Genomic DNA, 24,941 nt, shown 5'->3' with positions numbered 1-24,941 from the left:
CTTATTTACTTCGTATAGATTTTCCGATAATCGCCAGGCGTAATGCCTTCACTCTCCTTGAATTTCCTTATAAAGCTTGAGACATTGGTATAGCCAACCTTCTCCACAAGCTCCTGCAAATTATCTTCTCCATCAGCAAGCATCTTCTTGACCTTTTCGATGCGTAGTCCATTGACATATTGGGTTAATGTTTTGCCTGTTTCTTCTTTGAAAATACGACTTAAATAAGGTGGCGTGACCGAGAACTGTTCCGCCATCAATTGAAGGGAAAACTGAGGGTTTGTGAATTGCTCATCCACATAAGTCACTAACTCGTTCTTCCATTGGACAGAGGAACGGTTTTTACTCTCCTCGATATGGCGGCAGATGAGAATACTAATATCCGTAATCATATCGGATAATTCATCAATGGTTTCATAATCCAATAAAGTGATGACATCCGGGTAGCCTATTGCTTCATATTGATCATTTTGCTGCAGCTCGTTCAACGTCGTCACAATAAGATGGATGAGATCATAGCAGATGTTCCTTACGACAAATAACGACACATTTTTCACTTTGATTTCGCGAATCAATTCGGACAAATAGTTGGATAGCTGCTCGATCTCACCACGATGAATATACAACCGTATATTCTCCATCTCATTCACCATCTGTAAGGCTCTGTCACCTTCTACCACCTCATGGATGAAAATGATGGACCGTTTACCACGTATTAAGCGATAATCCAGTGCGGTATTGGCTTCAATATACGATTTTCCGATTTCGGATGTTTTCGCATAAGCATTGCCTACACCAATGGTCGCATGAACCCCCCATTCTATTCTTAGAGCCATCTGCAATTTCTCCATTTGTTTCAGGAAAGCGATCGGACTATCACTTTCAGAGGCGATAATAAACACGATTTTATTGTTTTCCCATGTATCCAGTGCATAACCTACATTCTCCTGGTCCAGCTCTTCTTCCAGTTTACGGGCAATTTGGGGCAGTATTTCATTGATCGATTCTTCTGATGTGTCCAGCTGTAGAATGACAGACCTGAACCAGTCGTAATAAAAATAGATTCCTGTTTCATTGACCATCCAATTCAGCTTGGACAGTTCTTCAATATTCCCTCTTAATAACTCATGCAGGTAAAAATTCCTCAAAACAGGCCTGCTGAAAATAATTTGGCTCTGCATAGATCGGTTCTTATTGGACATCTGATGAACAATACTTTGAAAGGCTTCAAATTCATTAACATGTTGCTGTAGAGACTCTCCGGTTTCACTTTCAATGAATTGTCTAAGCTTGCGAATCGGGCTATAGTTCAACTTCATAAACAAATAGCTCAGGCAAAGCCCCAATAGGAAGGTTGCCGCTAAGCTTATAAGAGCAATTTTCTTGATAAAGACAACACGTGTCATGATCTTATCCTCTTCTACTAGCGTCACATACGTCCATCCATTTCTTGGTGATCTGGTATAGGAAACTAGAAAATCAACATCCTTTATTTGAAGCTTCATGGTTCCTTCATCCGCTTTGGATTGCAGATAGGGAGCAATCACTGCCATTTGGGATGCGTTGCTAGATTCAGTCGTATTAACGAGTTTCCCTTCTCTATCTAAGATAAATGTAGCTTTGCCATCATCCTCTAAAATATTTTGAATGAGAAGCTGAATAGAACTCTCTTTAATGAAAAACATGACCACTCCATAATTGGTCGCTGATTTAGGAATGGGGACCATGTACGTAATAAACGGATTATCACCCAATGGTTTAATAGGTTGTGGCGCGTACACTTTAGACAAGGAGTTATGGAGGATATCCTGCCTGAATTGGTCTTGATTCCATGAAGTATAACCAAATAATCCATCCATAAATTCTTCTACCTGATATGTACTATAAGATGAGAATAGAAAAGGTTGTTTATCATAATAAAGCACAAGATCATAGATGAAGCTATTTCCTGTTTTGTATTTGTTTAATTCCTGCAGAGCCTGCCTTCCCCAATAGCCGTCTCTTGTAACGCGATAAGGGGTTAGTTGATTATTCAACGAAATTTGAAAAGCTATTTTTTCCAATTCATCCATTTTCACATCCAGATTATATTGCACTTGCGACAGCACTTGCTTGTTGTTTTTTATGACTTCCGAACGGACTGTCTCTATAAAATACTGATAAATGAATCCGCCTATGAGGATCAAAGGTATGCTAAGAATGATGGTGTATGAAATGAAATACTTGTAGTGCAGTGAACATTTATTTAAGAACTTCATACGCACTTCTCCTCGCTCACATTCAATCTCATCATAGACATCTTCTAGCCTTCAAATCAATTCTTCATATAACGGTCATAGATGCCTTGATGAATCTTCAGCTTATCCTTTAGTCCCATACTGTTAATTTCTTTGATATAATTGTCCCACTCTTCATCAATGCCGCCGCGAACGATCCACTTCACTTCCATCTCGGAAACATAGGAATCAATGTCCAGATCCAATACCTTCAGTTTGTCAGCTTCCTCCAAGGTCGAGTAAACCGTTGAAGGATACGTGTTTTTCTCAGGTACGATATTGTCCTTATAAATCGTTTCATAAGCGACATTTCTAGCATCGTTGGCAGCGCTTTCGACGACATTTAAAGCTTCCTTGCTGCTGAACAGTAAGGGAATGAAATTTAGAGGCGCTACTTTCCCTTTAAATACAGCTTGTGATTCACTGGCAGGTGGAGCAACCTCAGTAATTTTACCGTCAGCTGATTTTGTTAAATGAGTTCCGAAAGGACCCCGATGCAATTCATATTTGAGCTCGCCTTCATTCATGGCATCCGCCAGGCGCATGCTAATTTCGGGATGCTTATTGCTGGATGAAATCGAGAAGTAGTTTAATTGCATACGATTATCTTGTCTACGCCAGAAACGATCACCACTCGGACCTGCCACAGGTTCAATGGGGATGTATTGCGCGAGCCTTTCATTAGATCCTGTTTCACCACCGTTGAAGCTTGTAAATGAACCGTATAGCGCGACATCCTTATTGGCAATCTTCGCATTGTATTTCTTCTGATCCTGGGTGAATGCTTCCAGATCAATCAAGCCCTCTTGATACAATCTATGGAAATATGTAATGGCTTCCTTATAGGCTGGCTGAACAGGCTCGTAGCGTACCTTCCCATCAACTACAGCAAGCTTGCTTCCAGTTGGCTCCAAAACACCAAACGCGCCGTACAGTACATGGTGGCTATTGTTCAAGTTGGAATAAATCATGCCTAACGGAATTTCATCCGCTTTTCCATTTCCATTGGGATCCTTCTCCTTGAAGGCTTTCAATACGGTATACAGCTCTTCTGTTGTTGTTGGCGCTTTCAAATTCAATTTCTTCAACCATTCCTGGTTCAAAAAAAAGCTGTTCCGATATTCAAAATACGGCTGGTTATACACCCAAGGCAGTGCATATATCTTCCCATCTGGTGTTGTTGCCGCTTTCTTCACATTCGGGTTTTCATTCAAAAATTTCTTAATATTAGGCGCATACTTATCTATTAAATCATTAAGCGGAACTAGCAGACCTTGCGAACCATACTGCACAACCTCGATAGAGTTCAATCCAGCAAAGAAGATATCCGGCAGCTCATGGCTGGCAAACATCAAATTATTTCTTTCCTTAATGCTTTCAGCGGGGATTTGATCCCATTTAATATGGACATTCGTCAGCTTCTCAAGCCTCTTCACCATCTCCATATCATTAAAATCGCCATGATGGGCTGCTTTTAGAATAGAAGCGGTTAAAGAAATCTTTTCATTTACAATAGGAAGTCCTGATACATTAAATTTCTCGACCTTTTTTATGCTCTCAACAGCAGCAGGATCCTTATCATTTGTACACGCCGCCAATAAGGGAACCATCGATAAAGCAATTAGCACCTGTGTACTAACACGTCTTTTCATAAACATAAACACTCCCTTTGTATGATTAACTATATCTAAAAAAGTTGAACATTGCATTCATCCTTTTAAAGATCCAATCATGATGCCTTTAACAAAATATTTCTGTAAAAACGGATACAAGATGAGCACTGGAATACTTGCCAAAATAATCGCTCCGTATTTGATCTGCTCGGCAAGCTGCAGCATGACTGTCGAGTCGAGATCTCCCATATCAAAGTTTTCTTGCACCTGATTTTGGATTAATATTTGTCTCAAGACCAGTTGCAGCGGGTATTTATTCTCATCCCGCAAATAAATTAAGGCCGAGAAGAAAGAATTCCAATGGCTTACCGCATAGAAGAGAACCATGACTGCAATAATCGCCTTCGATAGAGGCACAACGATCGTCATAAAAAACCGAATATTCGAGCATCCATCGATAAAGGCAGCTTCTCTAACCTCCTCAGGGATGGATTGCGTAAAGAACGTTCTGGCGACAATCAAATTCCATACGACAATTGCATTAGGGATAATTAATGCCCATAGGGTGTTAACCATGCCAAAATCCTTTACCAATAGATAGGTTGGAATTAACCCCCCGCTGAAGAACATGGTAAAAACGATCATGACCATAAAGAAGCCCCGCCCATAAAAGTCTTTTCTAGATAGCGGATAAGCTCCAGTAATCGTTAAAACTACATTGATACATGTGCCAATTACCATATAAATCAAAGAATTTCTGTAGCCCAACCAAAGTGTGTCATTTTGAAATATTCTTTTATACCCCTCGAACGATATTTCTGTTGGAAACAACCACATCTGCCCTGTATTGACCTCATAAGGATCACTGAAGGATGCAACGATGATAAAATAAAGCGGATAAATAACAATGGCACATAAGAGGAGCACCAACGAATAATTGAGAGCATCGAATAAACGGTCTTCACGACTCCTTGCTTTAATCAAAACTTAACCTCCCTTTACGATAACTGATTACCACAGGCTTGATTCCGTAAATTTTCTGGCCAGTCGGTTCACGGCAATTAATAGCATCAAGTTAATCACGGAATCAAAGAGTCCAATTGCCGCTGAATAACTAAATTGTGATCCCAATAGGCCGGTTTTGTAGACATAGGTTGCAATTACCTCAGATGAAGCGATATTCAATGGCGTCTGGATCAAAAAGGTTTTCTCGAAACCAACTGTCAGCAAGGTTCCGAAATTCAAGATCAAGAGGATAACTGCCGTTGGAATGATGCTCGGGAAGTCAATGTGCCGGATCCGTTGAAATTTATTGGCTCCATCCACAATTGCTGCTTCATGAAGACCAGGATCGACTCCTGCAAGAACTGCCAAATAAATAATTGCTCCCCATCCAGCATGCTGCCAAACACCTGAGAATACATGAAGGGTTTGAAACCAGCCTGCTTCTCCAAAGAAATATATCGGATCTCCGCCCAGAAACGTAATCAAGTGGTTGATTAGCCCAGTGGAAGGAGACAAAAAAACAGACATCATCCCAACCAAGACAACAGTCGAGATAAAGTGTGGTGCATAGGTAATCGTTTGAGCGAAGCGCCTAAACCGATTCCTTGTAATTTGATTCAATGATAGTGCCAAAATAATCGGTACCGGGAATCCGACAAGCAAGTTATATAGGCTTAAGCCCAGTGTATTCTTTATTAATGTCCAAAACTGTCGAGAGCGAAAAAAACGTTCGAAATGGTCAAACCCAATCCATGGACTGCCCGTAATGCCTTTCGCAAAATTAAAATCCTTGAAAGCAATTTGCAAGCCATACATCGGACCATAATGAAAGATAATAAAAAATAAGAAGGTAGGTAAAAACAATAAGTACAATTGATAATTCTGTATGACCTTGAGCGCCTTTTTTTTACCTATTACAGTGATCTGTAACCCTCCTTTCGATGTTCTGATAGCGTTTGCATTCTTCATAGTAGTGACTCCTTAGCTGGAAGTAAATGCTCCATTATTAATACCCATATGCGATTCTTATCTTGCTCGACTTTAATTGAGATGCGTTACAGCCACTTGACCGACCTGAGGGCTCCAGGCATAACCGGAAGTTTTATTCCACTTAACCTTGACGTAATTTACGTTGCTAAGATTCTGCAGTGTGTAAGACATATTCGTCCACGCAGCACTGGAAACCGCCGTATTCTGGTGGATGGTAGGAGTAATCGGTGTCCAGGTGCTTCCATCTGGTGACGTATAGAAGCTGAAATGAGCTATCGCTTCTTCGTGATAGAAGTAAGTTGTGGCATGAAAGCTTTGAATTTGATTGTAGTTCCATATCATCTCCTCGTCCGTTGCCAGCGTCCTAGAGGCTCGCGAAGGATCGTAACCAATATAAGTGCTATTAGTCGTGTTAAAGTTAGTGTTAGGGGTATGGGAATAGGTCTTGGTCCAATCATTGAGCGGATCTACAGAAGTGGTTTCAAATGAACCTGTATGCTCAAGCTTGACTTCGCCGAGATTGGGGTTCCATTGCATTCCGCTCGTATAGTTCCATTGTATTTTTACATAATTGGCATTCGACAAGCCGCTAAGAGCGTAAGTAAACTTGGACCAATTCCCGCCCGAGCCAACTGAGTTTTGGGTAATCACCGGTGTTGCCGGTGTCCAGGTGCTTCCATCGGATGATGTAAAGAAGCTGTAGTGCGATATCGACTCATAGGGCCAATGATAGCCTGTAGCCTGAAAGCTTGAGATGCCTTTGTACTTCCAGACGATCTCGGCATGGGCTGGAGCTGTTGGCATCCGATAGGCTCGGGAGGAATCATTGCCAATGTATTGCGTGTTCGTTACGTCGAAGGAGAGACCCGAGCTATGGCTGTAGGTTTTATTCCAATTGTCGAGCGGATCGATAATTGTCGTCGATAAAGATAATTCATCTCTAGTAATCGTATTGGGGGAATTATAGAAATCCATCAGAATCTGCGGATTGCTTCCCGGTCCGTTACCAGTTGGCGCCCCATAGAAGTTATTGTCCATCCAGCCTGTATGCCATAACATATACCACACATAGTCGGTATCGTTGATTAGCTTTTCCGGAGTCGGCAATAGCCCTACTTCCGTTAAGCCGAAATTCTTCGAGCCTAGCTTGGTCTTGAAGGTGTTATTGACGGAAGTCCAAGCGGCATCGGTTCGATTGTTGGTATATAAATCCACTCCGCCCAAATCCACGTATGCATCACCTGGATAATAATTGGTGTACACGCTGTTCATGTCTCCCGTGTTCGGCGACCAAACCCAGATCAGGTTATTCAGATTATGATGATTCGTAAATCTGTTGTACATGTTGATCCATAGCTGCTTGAATTCCGTTCCTTTATTACCCCACCAGAACCAGCTACCGTTCATTTCATGGTAGGGTCTCCATAGCACAACTACACCATTATCCTGCAATTCCTTCAGGTATGAAGCAATCAAATCGATGTGAGCCAACCATTTGTTGTACAAGGGCGTGCCCGGCGTAACAAGATCATGGAAATTGGTTGCTGTCATGGCTTGGTTAACTGCACTCCAGCCACTGTCATCGATTGCTTGGGGACTGGTCTCGTGCCATGTAAAGGTGACAAGTCCACCATGCGCAGCATGCTGGGTGGCTTGCTCAACTTTCTTCGACCGGTTTTCATCCATACTGGAGAACACCGACCCATGCACACCAAAATCCATATCCAAGCCGAGAAGCGCCGGGTAGCGGCCGGTCACGTCGTACGTATGCTGATACTCACTGATAGGCGCATACAGATCGGTCCGACCTTCATGCAAATGCTGTCCAGCTAATATTTGGTTCTGGTTTTTCAACGTTTCAAGGTAATTCAATACAGCATTTACTTTCTGACTGGCATTCGGGTTAACTGAAGCAGCATGAACCTCCTGGACTGGCAGCAAACCCATCAGTAGAACCAGTATCATCATGGTAATTACACTAGACTTGACACATGCAAAATGGAACATAAATACGATCACTCCCTTTTTTTTAAGCTAAATCTTAAGAGCATCTCTGTAGCCTATTACATGATGAATACCTCTCGAAACCGCCTTCAATTTACAAAGTAAATTCGCATCTTCTCCTCACTTTTCCATTTATCTTGCCGTGCTGCATGCTTCATTCTAGTGAGTACATGGCGCCATGTAAATGCTCGAAAATTAACACCCATATGCGATTCTTAAACTAGTTTAAAAACAGGATGAGCATACGGTTTTACCCGATATTCACCCTGTTCGCATGACCCTTAATTCTAATACAGCAGCTCCAGCCTTTTGGCATAGTTGTACCATATTTCGATGGCCTTGAGCGCTTCGTTTTTTAACGTTACCGGCCATCTTGTATAAAGGTCAAACGGAATTCCCTGGCAGACTGCCAAATGCTTCGCCATCGCCGGGTAGCCTAGCCGCAGAATGGCATCCAAATAAACAAGATGCTGATGAAGTACCTCAGCGTCCGGGTGATTGTGCGTTGCCTTCTGCCAAAAATCCACGACCAGCCCTGCCGCTGATGCTGTTGTGATCGCCATAATGCCTTGGGCACCCATTCGAATCGCATCAAGCATGAACGGGGTATTCGCTTGGTAAACCACCGATTGGGAAGCCATTTGTATTTTGAATTGAATGCCCTCAAGCGTACAAGTTGTATCCTTGATGCCTGTAAGGCCCAGATCAGCCAGCTTCCCAAATATTTGGGGATCGATCAAATAAGGAGTAACATGAGGCCACTCGTATACAATTACAGGCAATTGGCAGCCTTCCAGCAGGCTGGCGAAATAATCGCCCAGCTTGCTTTGATCTTCGCCCATGCCACTCGGTGGCGTAAGCACAATTCCGGAAATTCCGGTCTCTGACATCTCGGCAATTTCTGAGGCATGCTTACTTATATCCGGATTCAGATTGGCCGTGGCAATGACAGGAATCTTGCCGGAGCGTTGTGCGGCACGCTTCGCCAGCTCCAGCCTTTCCTCGAAGCTCAGCCACTTCATCTCGCTGCTTCCACAGACGGCAAATAAACCATCTGGCTGCTTTGAAAGCTGCCAATCCACATACTTGTCATACGTGTTCCAGTCGATGGCGCCATTAGCTGTAAATGGGGTGAGCAGCAGTGAAAACACACCTTTAAATGAAGCTGCTGATGGATGATTCTGAATCAAGAGCGTTTCCTTCTTCCCTATTCGTATTTTTATATCGTAACGACAATCCGTTCATTCTCTTTGGTAATATCGAATTTTCTTACAGTAACCTCATAGGATTTGGTTCTCATTCGATTCGTGCCTTCACTAATAGATCAAGCCCCTGAAATTGCTCACGGTGTGAAGCGTAATCAAATTTCCATCATGTGCATTTTTGGCGTGCTCATCCCCGGATCGGCTGAGTACGTGCAAATGCTCTCCATCGATCACCATGCTCGCATAATGCCGCGATTGTTTATTGTCCGCTACCATGGCTACCATGCCTGCGAAGCACCAATCGATGCAATTTCTGGAGAAATGCAGCTGCAGCCGCTGCCGCTCATTATTCGGCAGTCCATACCGATCCTTCGGCAGCAGCTCGGCACGAGTCATACTGTCGGTTGCCTGTGTGCTCAGCAGCCAAAACATTTGAGACACGTCATCATATACAATATGAAATTTCATCTGCCCCCCCGGACAAGGAACATACAAGATTGTTTTGCCTGAGGGCACCGTTTCGAGCATCGTCGTCATACTTCCATCTTCATGCTCCACAACCTTGGCAATCGCCGCATACCCCGTTCCTCCCGTATGCGCCCGGCTCCACAAGTGAAACGTTCGGCCACTGGGATCATACCAATAATGATTCGGATCCTGAAATTGGACGATGTTCGTTTCCAGCCAGCCGATTGGGGCGCAATGCCTTCCCGGTGCAACCTCCATGGTTTCCTTCGGCAGTGTAGGGAAAAAAGGAACCCCAAAATAATCCAGCTCGCTCACCGCAACTGCATCCCGGAACACAAGCTCAGAGGCAAATGTCCAGTTTTCCCTTATTGTCAGATCCGCATCCATCCTGCCTCGCATGGTTACGGGAGCGATGACACTGACGGGCCAACCAGACACATCGGAAGCTGCAAACCTTTCCATGACGATATACACGCACCCATTTGCATAATGAACATTGCAGGGAGCTTGATGCCATTGCTCACCTATTGTCAGCTTTATCGGCTCCGACCAGGTATTGCCCCCATCGCCTGACTGGATGATCATCAAATCTTGGCAATGGCCAAGAATATAGACATTGGAGCCACAGGCAAAGGGACGGGCATGCATCAACGGGAAATCGAGCTGCTGCTGCCACGTTTGCCCTCCATCATCGGAGATCAGAAGCTTCCCTTGTATCTCCTTGCCATTTCGGATGCCCTTGCTTCCACCCAGCTGCTCTAAACCAATACCCATAATATCGATCGTGGCCAGCAGCCGCCCTCCAGGTAATCGAGCAATACCGGGACTATAGCATGCTATGGACGACGGGTCAGGTGACTGGTAAACCGTAACCCACTTTTCTGCCAGCGTTTGTGCAACCCTCTTCACCATGTATCCATGTCTCCTTATTCATTCCCATAAGATTTGTTGCCATAAGTTAATAAATGAGCTCCCGGAAATTTCTCACTGTGTGGAATGTGATTAAGTTGCCATCATGTGCATGCTTGGCATGCTTATCCCCAGAGCGGCTGAGTACATGCAGATCCTCGCCATCGATCACCATACTTGCGTAGTGCCGCGATTGTTTAACCTCAGACACCATATCTACAATCCCTGCAAAGCACCAATCGATGCAATTTTTGGAGAAATGGAGCTGCAGCCGCTGCCGCTCATTATTCGGCAGTCCATACCGATCCTTCGGCAGCAGCTCGGCACGGGTCATACTGTCGGTTGCCTGCGTGCTCAGTAACCAAAACAGCGAAGACAAGTCATCATATACAATGTGAAATTTCATCTGTCCCCCCGGACAAGGCACATACAAGATTGTTTTGCCTGAGGGCACCGTTTCGAGCATCGTCGTCATACTTCCATCTTCATGCTCCACAACCTTGGCAATCGCCGCATACCCCGTTCCTCCCGTATGCGCCCGGCTCCACAAATGAAACGTTCGGCCACTGGGATCATACCAATAATGATTCAGATCCTGAAATTGGACGATGTTCGTTTCCAGCCAGCCAATCGGGACACATTTCCTTCCCGGTGCAGCTTCCACACTTTCTCCCTCATGTTTTTGGTAAAAGGGAATTCCAAAATAATCCAGATCATCTATCGAAACGATGTCCCGAAACACCAATTCCGAGGCGAAAATCCAGTTCTCCCTTAATGTCAGGTCCGCATTGACGTGCCCACGCATTAAAACAGGTGCCTCCACACAAAACGGTGGAAATGATGTCACATCATGATACGGTCTTTTGTTCATGACCAGATAAACATAATTGCCGGCATAATGTACATTGCAAGGAGCTTGCGTCCATTGCTCGCCTTCGGTCAGTGTTACCGGGCTTGACCAGGTCATCCCATCATCATCCGAACGCACGATGGTCAAATCACCGGTCAATCCCAGAATATATGTAGCCCTTCCCGCTGTGAAAGGCCGGGCATGCATAAAAGGGAAGTCAAGCACATGCTCCCATTCTTCTGTGCTCTCATTGCGAATGAACGCCTTCCCCATCGTAGGCTCACCATAGCGAATGCCCTTGGGGCCTTCCATTTTGGTGACCCCTTTACCTCCAAGATCCAGCGTCGCTATCAAGCGGCCAGTATGAAGTCTCGCAATTCCAGGACTGTAGCAATAAATCTCTGCAGGGTCCGGAGATTCAAAAACAATCGTAGGAGCGTCAGCTATTGAATACCTTTGCATTAGTCTTTTCCTTTCTGCGACGTGCTGATTATTGGGATGTGAATTCCAGTCATAGCCATTAATTTTTATTGAAAAGATCTAAGGCTTCCTGATAAATTTTTACAAGCTCATCCGAATTCATGTCCTTGACTTTCTTGACATAGGCGTCCCACTCTTGGTCGATTCCACCATATCTTTGAAGCCAATTCAAAGTCACCCTTTCTTGAATGTACGCTCTCTCTCTTTAAGTAAGCGTTTTAATTTGATCTGACCTCATTCTCTCTGAGTCACTTCCAAGCGTAGCTGAATGAGGAACACAAAAGCAATATGCGATATTGCAAGTCTATATGCGAAATTTAAGGTAAACAAAAAGCCTATGCAGATAGCATAAGCCCTTTACTTGGCAATACCCGTTTTCCTAAAAGCTCCTGGGGTCGTACCTACGGTGTTCTTAAACTTGCGGACAAAGCTGGACACATCGGAATAGCCGATTTGCAATACGATGGTGGTGAGTGGTTCGTCTGTTTGGACCAGCAGCTGCTTCGACTTTTCTATTCTTAAATAGTTGATGTAATCGGAACTCGTGCTGTCTCGCATTTGCTTGAACAAGTAAGACAGATGAGACTGGGACATGCCGGAATGGCTGGCAAAATCGATTTGATAACGGTATTGATCATGTCCATATTGCCTTCTATCACTGATGTTTCCAAAGCCTTCATTTCCTGAAACGGATAATTATATTGAAGCGTGTGTTTGGGGTTAATATCACTGAAATAAATAACATTATTCCGGCCTTGAATCAGCTCCTTGAAGCCCAAAAACGACTGATCTACGGCGTTTCTGTGAATTGCTGGCGATGATGTCAATGGATCTTATTCGCTTTTGTGTTGTCTTCAAGCCGATGGTCGATGAGGCTTGTAATAAATCTGTGCGATCCAATCCGAAATTGCCCTGGCGAAGCATACGAGCGTGCACGATATTTCCATCCACTTGATAAATGAACTCACTGATCACCATACGCTCTGCTTCCGCATCATTCTGAGCGACAAATAACGGTCTCAAGCTTACTCCATCTTGTCTTGGTGGTGTATCTGCTCCTGCGATTTCACATAGCGTAGGCCCTACATCCAAAATGCTGACGGGCCGATTGACGACTCGTCCAAATTCAATAAGATCCCCGGCGAACATCATCGGGATTCTCGCAGAACCTTCGTAAAAGGTGCTTTTTCCGATGAGTCCGTGCTCACCAGCCTGTTCGCCATGATCAGACATATCTTGGAAACAGCCTGGCCTTACCTATTCGATTATTTAAATACGTCGCTGACATCCACAGTATAAATATGACGATTCCCTTCATGTGTGGAGTCAAACGATAGCGCGGTTCCGGCCCTGTTCCACCTTGGATGCAAATCGCAGCGGAAATCTCCGTTAATATGGGGGTAGGAATAGAATGAACCCAGCGTTACGCCCTTCCTGTTGATCAAATCATATACATACAGATGACGATAGCTGTCCTCATCGGGGTAGCTATCATACAGCATAATAGTCCTGTCCGGCGAATAGGTGCAGTGGCCATCCCTCAAAAAGTACTGCTGATCGAGCAGCGTAACCTCGTGTGTTTGATCCTTCAATTCATACAATTGAACACCCGCTGTCGAGCCTTCCAAGCCGCTCGAATAAATCACGAGATGCTGCGGATCACGCCAATGATAATGGGATGCATAAGCATAATCGGACAGCAGGTATAGATCGGAGCCATCATGGTTGGCTGTCAATATTGCTGTTTTCCAACTTTTACCATTTACAGGAAAATTCCTTACCAAACAAACAAATCGGGTTCCATCTGTATTCAAATTGATGTGATTTATCATAATCTTCTGATCTTCGCCTGCAAAATAGCCCTTGGTAAAGTCCCAAATTTCCTGTAAGGACAGCACCAGCTTGCTAATACCTGTTTCCAGCTCAATCCGGAATATTCCGTCCTCCTCAGGATGCGGCATATCTACAAACGGATCGGGTGTCCCCTCATAGCCGTAGCCCGGGCGAAAATCATACATCCGGAAGAAATTAACGCTCAGCGCATATTTCCCTGTCGGATCGACATTCACTACAGGTCGCTCCAAAAATCTTGACTCCTTGGTGTGGACATTCATTACCACGCCTTTAATGCCGTCATCCGTCTGCTGATTGAAAATAATTTCATCATTCGGGGCCAGCGGATGCCACTGCAGCATCGTTCCCTGTTGAAAATTCCAGGCTGTCGTTTCCGCAAGCGGGATTTCCTGACCGGTCTCCACGTCAATCATGCCTAGTTCGGCAATATCCTCGCTTGTCTGCAGGCGATCCCAAAATTTTACTTTTGTATACAAGTGATAACGGTCATTCCCGCTCCACGACGGATTATCATAATAACCGTAAAAGTAATGCCCTTCACCATTCGTTAATCTGTGTACATCCACTGACAAGTTTTTGATTTTTTCTATCTCCATTTGTAAAGCCTCCGTCTCCTCATGGTTCAGCATGAAACGCTGTCTATTCTTTCAGTGCTCCAATCAATACACCTTTTACAAAAAAGCGCTGCACGAATGGAAATACAAGTAATAACGGCGCTATAGCAGCCACCATAACGGCGAATTTCAGCGTAAGTGCCACCAGCACACGACCGTCACTGACGTCCCCCATCATATCCGTGTTTTGATCGAGAATAAGAATTTCTCTTAAATACACCTGAAGCGGGAACAAATCACGCTGACGCAAATAAATAAGTGCGTTAAAATAGGCGTTCCAGTGCCCTGAGCCATAAAATAAAGCGATAACCGCAATAATCGGCTTCGATAGGGGCAGAGCAACCTTTTGGAAAAAAGTAAACTCGCTCGCACCATCTACCTCGGCAGCATCGCGCAGCTCCTGGGGAATGTTCATTTCAAAAAAGGTTTTGGTAATCAGCAGATTCCAGGTCGTCACGGCACCTGTGACAATCAGCGCGAGACGCGTATCAAGCAGTCCCAGTGACTTGACGATCAAATAAGTCGGAATCATGCCGCCGTTGAAAAATAAAGTAATCACGATAAAAAACATGATGATCTTTCTTCCCGTCAACTCCTGGCGCGATAAGGCATAGGCAGCCAGCAGGGTTACCGTTACGTTCAATGCCGTACCGCAGACGGTATAAATGATGCTGTTGTAATAGCCGAGCCAGATCGTACTCGTGGACAGCAGCAGCTTGTAGGCCCCCAGCGTAAAACCTACTGGAACAATCAGCATCGGATTCGCTATGACCTGGGCCGGATCGCTGAAAGAGGCAGAAATAATATACAGGAACGGATATATGAACAAGACTGCGGTCAGTACCAGCAGCACATAAATGGCCACGTCCGTCCCGCTTGTTTTTTTTGATATACGACTCATCTTACATCCACCCGCTTTCAAGAGATTCGGTTACCATAGAGAATAGCCGCTGAGTCGCCGGGCCAACCGATTGCACACAATAATAAAGACGAACGTCAGGAACGAATTGAACAAACCTACGGAGGAAGCAAAGCTGTACTGCTGCTGCTCCAAACCGGCTCTATATACATAGGTGCTCAGCACATCTGCCGTTTCATAGGTGGCAGTGTTGTAGAGCAGGTACACCTTCTCGAAGCCTACATCCATCACGCGCCCCAGATCGAGCAGCAGGATCGTAATAATCGTCGGCTTGATGCCTGGAAGCGAAATATGCCAGATTTTATCCCACCTACTTGCTCCATCCATTTCTGCGGCTTCATACAGGCTCGGACTGATCCCGGTTAACGAGGCAAAATAAATGATTGAGCTCCAGCCAACCGTCTGCCATACGCCTGAAGATACATAAATCGTCCGAAACCAGCCTGGATCACGTAAAAAGTCAATTCGCGTGCCGCCCAATAGCTCAATAATTCCGTTAACAAATCCTGTCGAAGGTGACAAAAAGTTAACAATCAAGCCCGCTACAACGACCGTCGAAATAAAATGAGGCAAATAGCTGACGGATTGGATCACATTGCGAAATTTCGAATTTTTCACCTCATGCAGCAGGATTGCAAACACAATGGGAATCGTAAACCCGAACACAATCGTATATAGACCGATCAGCAGTGTATTTCGAACCAAACGGAAAAAGTAGATGGAATCGAAAAAGGCCTGAAAATGCTTGAAACCAACCCACGGACTGCTCGTCATTCCTTTAAAAGGGTTATAGTCCTGAAAAGCAATCAGCGTGCCGTACATCGGCGCGTAATGAAATAATAAATAATAGATAGCAGCTGGAGCGATAAACAGATACAAGACCAGGTTCCGCTTCATTTTATTTCGCATCCACATGCCGGATTTGCGCTGCACTGCGGTATTTTCCAAGTTTGATGCACCTCCCAGGCTCACAGGCGGCGCAGGAAGGAACGATCCGTCCTGCACTCGGCCTGATTTACCCTATTTACGTTCGTATGGTTGCTGCATTACTTAAGCGCAGCGATGAATCGGGCATAAGCCTTGCCATACAACTCAGCCAGCTTATCCGAACCGATCTTTTTAAGTCCTGCCTGGAAGGCGTCATATTCACTGAATGGTTTCTTCCCGCGTATAAAAGCATTCATATTTTCATCGATATACGTGTTAATATCTCTTTGAAGCGTTTGCACCTCGTTCAGTTCCTCTTGGGTAAAGTGAAGCGCAGGAACCTTCTTCTTGCCTGCGTACTGCACGGCCAGTGCATTGCCTTTCTTTCCTTCATCGCTAAGCGTAGCCAAATAATGCTCAGGAATTTGTGCGGAAGGCCATCCGCTGACATAGCCGACATACGTATTCAGATATCCGAGAATATCAAGCTTCGGATCGTTCGCCACCTTATCTGTATAGGTGGGTACACCGTCCTTCATCGTGTACGTATCGCCTTCCGTACCGAAGTACAACAGAGTAGCTCCTTCATTGGAATAGAAGTAATCCATCAGCTTCGTCAGCTCTACCGCATTTTTGGTTGTGCTGGAAATGGACACGCCACGACCCGGATCGATTTCATTATGTCTACCAAGAATATTGCGTTCCCCTGTTGGTCCTTTGGGAGCGGCTAGTGCGTTAAAGCCCGGAGTTTTGCCCGCACCCTGCAGCATTTTGTTATATTTGGTCAGGTAACCGGCATTTGAGCCGTAGATGAAGCCGGACTGCTCATTCATAATTCTGCCGTCACGCACATCACCTTTCATTTTTTCGTATTCAGGGTCCAGCAATCCCTCACTGTACAGTTTGTTCAAATATTGCAGGGCATCCTTGTAGCGCGGATCAGTCGGACCGTATTTGATTTTGCTGTCCTCGACGAAGAAATCGTCGGTGCTGTTCGGACCACGGCTGCCTACGCCAAACGCCCAGATGATCGGGTTCGGATTGTCGGTGAACGGAATCTCATCCGCCTTGCCATTTCCGTTCGGATCCTTTTCTTTAAACGCTTTCAAAACCTGATATAATTCATCCGTCGTATCCGGTGCCTTCATCCCAACCTTTTGCAGCCAATCCCCGCGGATCATATATCCTGCAAACGCTTGCGTACGAGGGTCCAGCAAAAGTCTCGGGAAGAAATAAATATGCCCATCAGGTGAAGTGATTTGACCTTTTACCGCCGGGGTGCTGTCCAGAATCTTCTGGAGATTGGGCGCATTTTTCTTAATCAAATCCTCCAACGGCTGCAGTGCACCTTGACGGCCGTACTGATCAGCCAGCAGTGGATCGATATGTCCGATAATATCTGGAATTTTACCTGAAGCCATGATCAGGCCCAACTGCTGCTTAAACTCATCTGCAGCCGGGGCGGCTGTCGTTTCCCACTTCACGGAAATGTTCGTTTTCTTGGCAATTTCCTTCCACAGGATCTGATCGCTATAGCTGCTGACTCCCGTTGAGCCCGGTGCAGGTATAAAATCAGTCCAGCCTGTAACCGTTAACGGTTTATCGGTAATCATCGTTCCCGTGCCTGCTTGAGGTGCAGCAGTACTGTCCCCAGGCTTCGCAGCAGGCGGATTGCTGCTTGTGCATCCAGCTAATACAGTTGTAGTTGAAAATAGTAGCGTCACGACTAACAGAGCAAACTTTTTAGTAGACATGTTCATCCTCCTCATAATGATTAAGCAATTCCCAATTGACCCCTGATTGTGGTTTGATCAAGATAGCGTTTACATGAAAGGCTCTGTATCACTTCCCTTTGCACATTTAGACGTGTTTGAAAAAAGGTTGTATAATCACGCTGTTTTACATTGGATGTGGCGTGTCTTGATAGTTAGATTATATATGGTTTCAATCAAACCCACTATTGACAATCAGATCAATTATTTGTATATTTCGCTCATATCGTTTTTTTGGGGGAGGCTGCTCAGAAATATGGAAAATAATGAGAGCTTTATGGTATATAATGTTGCGGAGCCTTATCAGGAGGTTAATTTTTACAATCGTGCCCAGAATTGGTTTATGCCTGAGCACCATCACAACTACTACCAGTTTATTTGGGTGATTGATGGGACTTTATTGTTTACGATAGGTGGAGAGGAATATACTTTAACACGTGGGAAGATTTGTATTACACCTCCGCTGCAGCCGCATTCATTAAGATCGACCACCGGCTATTATCAGTTCGGTATCAATTTGCAAACGTCCAAGGATACCAAGGGTATGCTTGGCCTGCTGGATGCCTACATTCCGGATTTTATCATTATCGATTACTCGCATAATCTTGATCTTCTGCCTGTACTTGAAAAGGAATCCAGAGGATTCACCAAGCTCTCGAAAATCAAAATTGCCAATATTTTGGACGGCCTTATTGTTTCCTGCGTGGAAATGATCATGAATGGCAACGAAGTTAACTTCAAAAATCATTTGTTAACGTTTCTGAATAAAAATTTGAACCAGAAAATCACATTGAGCGATGTTTCCAAGGAGCTTGCGATCAGCCAATCCCATTTGGAGCGGCTTGTGCGAAAGGAATTTGGCTGCGGCGTGATCGATCTCTATAATCAGCTTAGAATTAATAAGGCTTGCTCTTATCTGAGTGCTTCCTACTATACGATCGAGAATATTTCCGAGTCGCTCGGCTTTTATGACACCTCCCACTTTTCCCATTTTTTCAAGCAAAAAATAAAAATGACGCCAACCGAATATCGCAAGCATAAAAACTGGACCAAATAGCTACAGGGCGTTTTCAATCAAAAAAAGAGCCGATGCCATGAAAGATGCATCAGCTCTTTGCTGGTATAAATTCGTTTAATTTAAAATCGTTTGCGTCACATATTGATTGAACTTTCGATACTGCTCCACTTCGCGCTCATGTGTGACTTTAAAATCTGAAGCTTTTTTCGTACGAGCCTTCAAGGTAATATCAAGTCCCTCCAGCTGTAAATAATAGCGGGTTGCAATATGATAATGTCTGCCCTCGAACAAGCATGAGGCACCCAGGTAGTTTTGGATCAATTCGGCTTTTTCAGGCTCCTTGTCCCAATTGTCCGTCAACCATGCATACAGATTAGGCTGGAACGTCGCCAGCATACCGCTGTATCCCGCACCACCTGCTTGCATCGTTTCGAGCACATGCGGATTATTGGCGACAAACACTTTAAGAGGCGTGCCCTCTGCGGCTTTGATCTTCGCTTTGATCTGTTCAATATTGTTGCTGCATTCCTTCATGAAGCCGAATCGGCCCGTTTCACCGCACCATTTCATTAATTCCGGAGACATCAGTCTATGGTAGGGATTAGGACATTCATATAAACCAAAATCCACATCTGGGAATTGCGCCAATATTTTTTCGGCATTCGCCTTCCATACTTCGTCGTCCTCATGCTCTTGAGCGAGGCGGTTTGTTACCAGCACAAAAGCGTCCACACCAGTCGCCGATATTTGTTTAATTTCCTCCAGCTGCTGCTGGAACGATTCGGATACGTGCCCGGATGCCACAACAGGTATTCGGCCAGCCGCCTTCTCTTTGACAAAGCGTGCAACCTCTACCCGCTCTGCCAATGAAAGCTGAACCATGTCACTGGATTGGCATACCGCAAACAATCCATGGACGCCATTTTTGATATACCAATCTATTAATTGCTCAAGTGCGATATAATCAACCTCATTGTCTTTCGTATACGGGGTTAGCATTACCGGCCAAACGCCATTAGGTACTTCCTTCGCTTTTACACTCACTTTAACTCCGCCTCTCATCTCAATTTTAATTAACCTTTAATTCCTGTTGTTGAAATACCCTCGACAAAATATTTTTGCAGCGAGAAGAAAATAATCAGGCTGGGCACAAGCGCAAGCACCGACATTGCAAACAGTGGTCCCCAAGCCGATTCTCCTGATGAATCCATGAATAGTCTTAAACCGAGTGGAACCGTGAACAGCTTGGCCGAGTTCAGATACAGCAGCTGCGTGAAAAAGTCGTCCCATGTCCAGACAAAGGTGAACAGGGCGGTCGTAATCAGCGCTGGTGTGCATAGCGGCATAATAATGCGCCAATAAATCTGGAATGGCCCGCAGCCATCGATTCTTGCCGATTCATCCAGCTCCTTGGGAAGTCCACGTATGAACTGAATCATCAAAAAGATGAAAAACGCTTCGGTCCCGAGCCACTTGGGCACAAACAACGGGAAATACGTATCGATCCAGTCCAGATTGCGGAACAGTACATACTGTGGAATGATCGTTACATGATGCGGCAGCATAATCGTCATCAGCATCAGACCAAACCAGAACTTTTTCAGGATGAAGCCCATTCGGCCAAAAGCAAACGCCGTCAGGGATGTAGACACCAGATTGCCGATTACACACAAGGCACATACGATAAAGGAGTTAATAAAAAAGGTGCTGAATTTGTTTTTGGCGAATCCCGCCCAACCGGTCGTGTAATTGGTTAATGTAAACTCGGTTGGCCACAGACCCGGATCAGAGAAAATCAGATTACTGGGCTTAAATGAGCTGGCAATCAGCCAGGCGATCGGATACAGCATGATGACACCAAGCGAAACAATTGCAAAATGAAGCAGCCAAGCCCGATTTCCGAGACGATCAGTCATTGTCAATTACCTCCATCCCCGTAATTTACCCAGTATTTGGATGAAAGGAAAATCAGTGCGGTGAAGATCGAAATGATAACCAGCAGCACCCACGCCATTGCAGAAGCATATCCCATTTGAAAAGAAGTAAATCCCTTCATATACAAATACAGCGTATAAAATAACGTCGAATCGATCGGTCCGCCTGTGCCTCCGCTAATGATGAATGCCTGCGTAAATGATTGAAACGCTCCGATGATCTGGATCACAATATTAAACAGCAGCACGGGTGTAAGCAGCGGAATCGTAATATTGAAGAACTGGCGGATTTTCCCTGCTCCATCCACTTTGGATGCCTCGTAATACTCATAGGGAATTTGCTTCAGCCCGGCGAGAAAAATAATCATTGAAGAGCCAAACTGCCAGGCAGCCAGCATCGAAACCGAATACAGCGCATATTTGGGATTGGCTACCCAATCCGGCCCTTGATAACCGAACAGACTGAGCATAACCTGGTTGACGGCACCGTCTGCGCTGAACATTTTGCGCCACAGCACGGAAATGGCTACGCTCCCCCCAAGCAGGGTCGGGATATAATAAAGCGTACGGTATATCCCGAGTCCTCTTAGACCCATATTGAGCAGCATGGCAATCGCCAGTGCAAAAGCAAGCTTGAGTGGTACCGATGTAAATACAAAGGTGAACGTTACCTTCAAAGCATTCATATAATGGACATCATTCGTGAACATAGTCCTGTAATTGTCCATTCCGATCCATTCCGAGGGCTTCAGCATGTCATATTTGGTAAAGGATAAATACAGCGAGCTGAGCATCGGCCCGAGCGTAAGCAGGAAGATTCCAATCAACCATGGGAGGAGAAAAAGGTACGCAGCACTATTTTCCTTCCAAAGCCTCCGCAGTTTGTGCCCTCGCCCCTTATTCGTAGCAACAATCGAATTCAACACGGTTCCTCCTCATACAGATTTGATCATCACGCTATCGCTTATTTCTTGACCGATTTGTCAAAGGCATCTACAACTTCCTGTGCAGCCTGATCGATGGTCGCTTTTTTGAAGTAAACCTTTTGCGAGGAGCTGACAACGGCATTGCCAAATTCTGTACCGTTAGGGAGATCCTGATCCTTAGGTCCGGCTTTGGAGATATAATTTTCAAAATACGCGTAGAATTTTTTCTCTGTCGGATTCAGTGTCTGCTTCATCATGTCACGAACGGCCGATGAGTTGGGAATACCACGCTCACTGCCAAGAACCTGGGTTGCTTCCTCATCATTAATGAAGAAATTAATGAACATGGCGGCTTCCTTCGGATGCTTGGATGTTTTATTAATCGTCCAGAATTGGCTGGGGTGAACCCACAATCCATTTTTGGCTCCTGGTCCGCCGGACGGCAGTGCTGTAATCTGCAGCTCATCCTTCATCCCATTTTGAAATGCCGTTAATTGATTCAGCCAGCTCATCAGAAATACGGTTTTGCCTTTCGGGAATATGGAGGTGTCTACGGACAGGTCGGTAAAAGTCGCCGATTCTTCCGGTGTTGGAAGCAGTCCTTCACTGCGCATCCGGTCCCACATCGTGTACCATCTAACCACATCCGCTTTATCGAAGCCTGCCTTGCCGTCCTTGTAAATGGTTTTGCCGGTTTGGCGCAGGAAATAATTCATATAAAGCGAATATCTCGATTGATCGGCAAATGCATAATAGCCGGGTCCCAGTGCTTTAACGACTTCCTTGCCATAAGCTTCATACTCTTCCCATGACAATGTATCCTTAGGAGGCTCCATACCTGCTTTCTTAATCAGATCCGCATTGTAAAAAAAACCGATTCCATTGGTACCCAAACTGATGCCATAGAACTTTCCATTGTCCTTGCCCGGCTCCAATAAAGCAGGATCGAATTTATCGAGATTGATTTCTTTGCTGGTCACATAGGGCGTAATATCCAGGGCTGCACCACGGGCCACCAAATCGGTAATCCCCCCGACATTAATTAAATCAGGAGCATTCCCTCCGGCAATCTGGGTATTGAGCTTGTCGGAAAATCCGTCAGTACCTGAGTATTCCGCATTAATTTTAATGTTCGGATACTTTTTCTCGAACAGCTCAATGACTTTCAAAGTGCGCTCGTGGCGTCCTGCAGTTCCTGACCACGTTGCACGCAGCTCCACCTTCTCATTTTTATTATCCTTGACAGGGGCAGTACCTTGACCCTCCGTCTGTGGACTCGAGCAGGCGGATAACGCGACCAACACAATGGACAACAATCCAAATACAAGCTTTTTCCTTTTCTTCACAGCTAATCCCCCTTGTCATATCGTTACTATCGATCTACGGACTTTTGTATTTCCTTCGTAATCGTCTCACCGCCCAGCTGGTTCCACTGCTGAACGAAGCTATCAAAGCTGTCTAACGGCGCACTGCCGTTTATAATACGGAAAAAGGTTTCCTTTTCCAGCTTTTCGAGCGCAGCCCACCTGGTTTCCATCGTTGTCGTCAAGCCGTAAAATTCGCTGTACACTTTATCCATCGGCGTGTCCACGATAACCTTGGCACCGTATGCCCTCGCATGGGCGCTGACCCAGGCATCGAGGTTTTTCTTCGGGTGCTCACGGTCGATGATCATGTTTTTGTAGCTGCTCTGGTATTGAGGGGCCAGCTTTTCCAGCTGATTCCTGCCCTCCATAACCTCCAGCACAGCCTTGTAGGAACGCTGCACGGAATCGGTATAATCCAGCAGCAAATCAAAGGGATAATAATGCCTGGGCTGTACATGGTTAGCTTCCTTGTAGGTTTTCAAGGCTTGCAGAGCCGGATCCATTTCACTGCCATAATTGGCTATGTAGCTGTCTACCCGTTCATACTGCGTGAACTGATTCAGTAAGCGTACGACGGCTTCCGGATTCGGATAGCCCTTCCTGACCACAAGATAACGGTCTGTAATCGGAGCCATATGGGTGACGAATTTTCCGCTATTATCAAGCGGAGCGGCAAAAGCTTTCCATTCTGCTGCCATATCCTTTTTGACGGACTCCCTTAGGGGACCACTCGGCGCATACCAGGGGCCAAAGAAAATACCGGCTTTATTATCGGCAATCGGTTCGTTAGGGTCCTGACGCAGAGCAAATTCAGGATCGATAATGCCGGCCTTATACCACCCTGCCAGTATTCCCAGCGCCTGCTTCGTTTCCGGGGCGACCGAGCCGTAATAGATGTTCCCATTGCGATCCTTCAGCCAGTTTCCTGGGAATGATCGGTAGGCGCCAAAAACGGAATCAAGACCATTCATATTCGGTTTTGCACCCCATACGATCACTTTGTTTACCGGAATCCCTACCGTATCCGGCTTGCCATTGCCATCCGGGTCTTGTTCTATAAAAGCTTTCGTGATGGCAGCAATATCGTTTAATGTTGTGGGAGCAGGCAGCTTCAGCTTATCCAGCCAATCCTGACGTAACCAGACGAGTGTCGGGCTATCCGCTTCAATCGCAATGTTGGGTAGAGCCATCAGCTTTCCACCGAATGTAGCATCTCTTGTCGCAAGTCCTTGGGAGGAATCATACATTGCTTTTACAAGCGGTGATGCGTATTTAGGAAACACCTCCGTCATATCAGTCAGCATATCGCGATCAATTAGAGCACGCAGCTGCTGGCGATCCACGACCATTGCATCCGGCAGATCGTTATCGGCAATCGATACGTCCAGCTTGTACCTGTAAGCATCGCCTTCATTCCGGACCTGCCAGCTGTGCACAACCTGTATACCGGTCTTGCTCTGGAAATAACGAGACCAGGGATTGTCATCATAGGTATCGCCCTGAGCCAGCCTTCCAGCCTCATTAGGAATCGAAAAACCGATCCTCAGTGTGATGGGCACCTTGTATTTGCCAAAGGCCAGGTCTTCTCCTTTCATTTCACCGTCTTGGCTTACCTTGTCGCTCAGTTCCGCACGGCTTGGTGGTTGATCGGGGCTGCATGCCGACAATGCCAGCATCGTCGCCAATATTAAGGAAAACGGCTTCACTTTCATATAGGTCCCCTATCTACTGTGCTGATCCTTGCTTGCTTTATCATCATACTAGATCCAACCCCGGCAGCGGGATAGAAAGCGGTGTCATAACATCGATT

21 protein-coding genes are annotated in these 24,941 nt (G+C 45.4%); 1 reads left to right on the top strand and 20 read right to left on the bottom strand.

Features of this window, described 5'->3' with window-relative positions; genetic code table 11:
- Nucleotides 1–5 precede the first annotated feature (5 nt).
- The 15 genes from NST47_RS12065 to NST47_RS11995 all read right to left on the bottom strand — a co-directional run bounded on the left by NST47_RS12065 (nt 6) and on the right by NST47_RS11995 (nt 17,868).
- Complete coding sequence (locus NST47_RS12065) at nt 6–2,258, bottom strand: helix-turn-helix domain-containing protein (RefSeq protein WP_341155363.1); 2,253 nt, start codon at nt 2,256–2,258, stop codon at nt 6–8.
- Between the two features lie 56 nt (nt 2,259–2,314).
- Nucleotides 2,315–3,928 (bottom strand): extracellular solute-binding protein, encoded by a 1,614-nt coding sequence (locus NST47_RS12060; RefSeq protein ID WP_341155362.1) that lies wholly within the window; start codon nt 3,926–3,928, stop codon nt 2,315–2,317.
- A gap of 57 nt (nt 3,929–3,985) precedes the next feature.
- Nucleotides 3,986–4,873: a carbohydrate ABC transporter permease gene (locus NST47_RS12055; RefSeq protein ID WP_341155361.1), complete on the bottom strand. Its 888-nt coding sequence runs from the start codon at nt 4,871–4,873 to the stop codon at nt 3,986–3,988.
- 27 nt (nt 4,874–4,900) lie between these two features.
- Nucleotides 4,901–5,863, bottom strand: coding sequence for an ABC transporter permease (locus NST47_RS12050; protein ID WP_341155360.1), 963 nt, complete (start codon nt 5,861–5,863; stop codon nt 4,901–4,903).
- A gap of 72 nt (nt 5,864–5,935) precedes the next feature.
- Nucleotides 5,936–7,891, bottom strand: coding sequence for a glycosyl hydrolase (locus NST47_RS12045; RefSeq protein ID WP_341155359.1), 1,956 nt, complete (start codon nt 7,889–7,891; stop codon nt 5,936–5,938).
- Between the two features lie 284 nt (nt 7,892–8,175).
- Complete coding sequence (locus NST47_RS12040) at nt 8,176–9,078, bottom strand: dihydrodipicolinate synthase family protein (protein WP_341155358.1); 903 nt, start codon at nt 9,076–9,078, stop codon at nt 8,176–8,178.
- Between the two features lie 126 nt (nt 9,079–9,204).
- The gene (locus NST47_RS12035) at nt 9,205–10,473 is read right to left on the bottom strand and encodes a sialidase family protein (RefSeq protein WP_341155357.1); all 1,269 of its coding nucleotides are present in this window, start codon (nt 10,471–10,473) and stop codon (nt 9,205–9,207) included.
- Between the two features lie 46 nt (nt 10,474–10,519).
- Nucleotides 10,520–11,782, bottom strand: coding sequence for a hypothetical protein (locus NST47_RS12030; protein ID WP_341155356.1), 1,263 nt, complete (start codon nt 11,780–11,782; stop codon nt 10,520–10,522).
- Between the two features lie 58 nt (nt 11,783–11,840).
- Entirely contained in the window at nt 11,841–11,972 is a 132-nt protein-coding gene (locus NST47_RS12025) for a hypothetical protein (protein WP_341155355.1), read from the bottom strand.
- 185 nt (nt 11,973–12,157) lie between these two features.
- Nucleotides 12,158–12,418, bottom strand: coding sequence for a helix-turn-helix domain-containing protein (locus NST47_RS12020; protein WP_341159662.1), 261 nt, complete (start codon nt 12,416–12,418; stop codon nt 12,158–12,160).
- 126 nt (nt 12,419–12,544) lie between these two features.
- Nucleotides 12,545–13,033 carry a sulfatase/phosphatase domain-containing protein gene (locus NST47_RS12015; RefSeq protein ID WP_341155354.1) on the bottom strand — a complete coding sequence of 163 codons (489 nt, stop codon included), beginning with the start codon at nt 13,031–13,033 and terminating at the stop codon, nt 12,545–12,547.
- A gap of 32 nt (nt 13,034–13,065) precedes the next feature.
- Entirely contained in the window at nt 13,066–14,250 is a 1,185-nt protein-coding gene (locus NST47_RS12010; RefSeq protein ID WP_341155353.1) for a hypothetical protein, read from the bottom strand.
- A gap of 43 nt (nt 14,251–14,293) precedes the next feature.
- Nucleotides 14,294–15,169 carry a carbohydrate ABC transporter permease gene (locus tag NST47_RS12005; RefSeq protein WP_341155352.1) on the bottom strand — a complete coding sequence of 292 codons (876 nt, stop codon included), beginning with the start codon at nt 15,167–15,169 and terminating at the stop codon, nt 14,294–14,296.
- Between the two features lie 30 nt (nt 15,170–15,199).
- Entirely contained in the window at nt 15,200–16,135 is a 936-nt protein-coding gene (locus NST47_RS12000; RefSeq protein ID WP_256711223.1) for an ABC transporter permease, read from the bottom strand.
- Nucleotides 16,136–16,233: 98 nt separating this feature from the next.
- Nucleotides 16,234–17,868, bottom strand: coding sequence for an extracellular solute-binding protein (locus NST47_RS11995; RefSeq protein WP_341155351.1), 1,635 nt, complete (start codon nt 17,866–17,868; stop codon nt 16,234–16,236).
- 274 nt (nt 17,869–18,142) lie between these two features.
- On the opposite strand from NST47_RS11995, the gene NST47_RS11990 reads away from it, so the two are divergent.
- On the top strand, nt 18,143–18,943 hold the full coding sequence (locus NST47_RS11990) for a helix-turn-helix domain-containing protein (protein ID WP_341155350.1): 801 nt from the start codon (nt 18,143–18,145) through the stop codon (nt 18,941–18,943).
- A 75-nt stretch (nt 18,944–19,018) separates the two neighbouring features.
- Here the strand turns inward: NST47_RS11990 and NST47_RS11985 are convergent, their stop codons facing one another.
- From NST47_RS11985 to NST47_RS11965, 5 genes are read right to left on the bottom strand one after another with little or no spacing between them, the layout of a single operon-like run.
- Nucleotides 19,019–19,948 (bottom strand): dihydrodipicolinate synthase family protein, encoded by a 930-nt coding sequence (locus NST47_RS11985; RefSeq protein ID WP_341155349.1) that lies wholly within the window; start codon nt 19,946–19,948, stop codon nt 19,019–19,021.
- Nucleotides 19,949–19,977: 29 nt separating this feature from the next.
- A complete protein-coding gene (locus tag NST47_RS11980) occupies nt 19,978–20,820 on the bottom strand; it encodes a carbohydrate ABC transporter permease (RefSeq protein WP_076229480.1) in 843 nt (280 codons plus the stop codon).
- Between the two features lie 2 nt (nt 20,821–20,822).
- Nucleotides 20,823–21,761, bottom strand: a complete 939-nt coding sequence (locus tag NST47_RS11975; RefSeq protein WP_256711221.1) for a carbohydrate ABC transporter permease — start codon at nt 21,759–21,761, stop codon at nt 20,823–20,825.
- Between the two features lie 41 nt (nt 21,762–21,802).
- Nucleotides 21,803–23,110 (bottom strand): ABC transporter substrate-binding protein, encoded by a 1,308-nt coding sequence (locus NST47_RS11970; RefSeq protein ID WP_341155348.1) that lies wholly within the window; start codon nt 23,108–23,110, stop codon nt 21,803–21,805.
- Nucleotides 23,111–23,136: 26 nt separating this feature from the next.
- Nucleotides 23,137–24,843, bottom strand: a complete 1,707-nt coding sequence (locus tag NST47_RS11965) for an ABC transporter substrate-binding protein (RefSeq protein ID WP_341155347.1) — start codon at nt 24,841–24,843, stop codon at nt 23,137–23,139.
- Nucleotides 24,844–24,941 lie beyond the last annotated feature (98 nt).

The sequence above is a fragment of the Paenibacillus sp. FSL H8-0034 genome (assembly GCF_038000305.1).
In the GTDB taxonomy this organism is placed as follows: Bacteria; Bacillota; Bacilli; order Paenibacillales; family NBRC-103111; genus Paenibacillus_S.
This window is presented reverse-complemented; position numbering and strand designations above follow the sequence as displayed.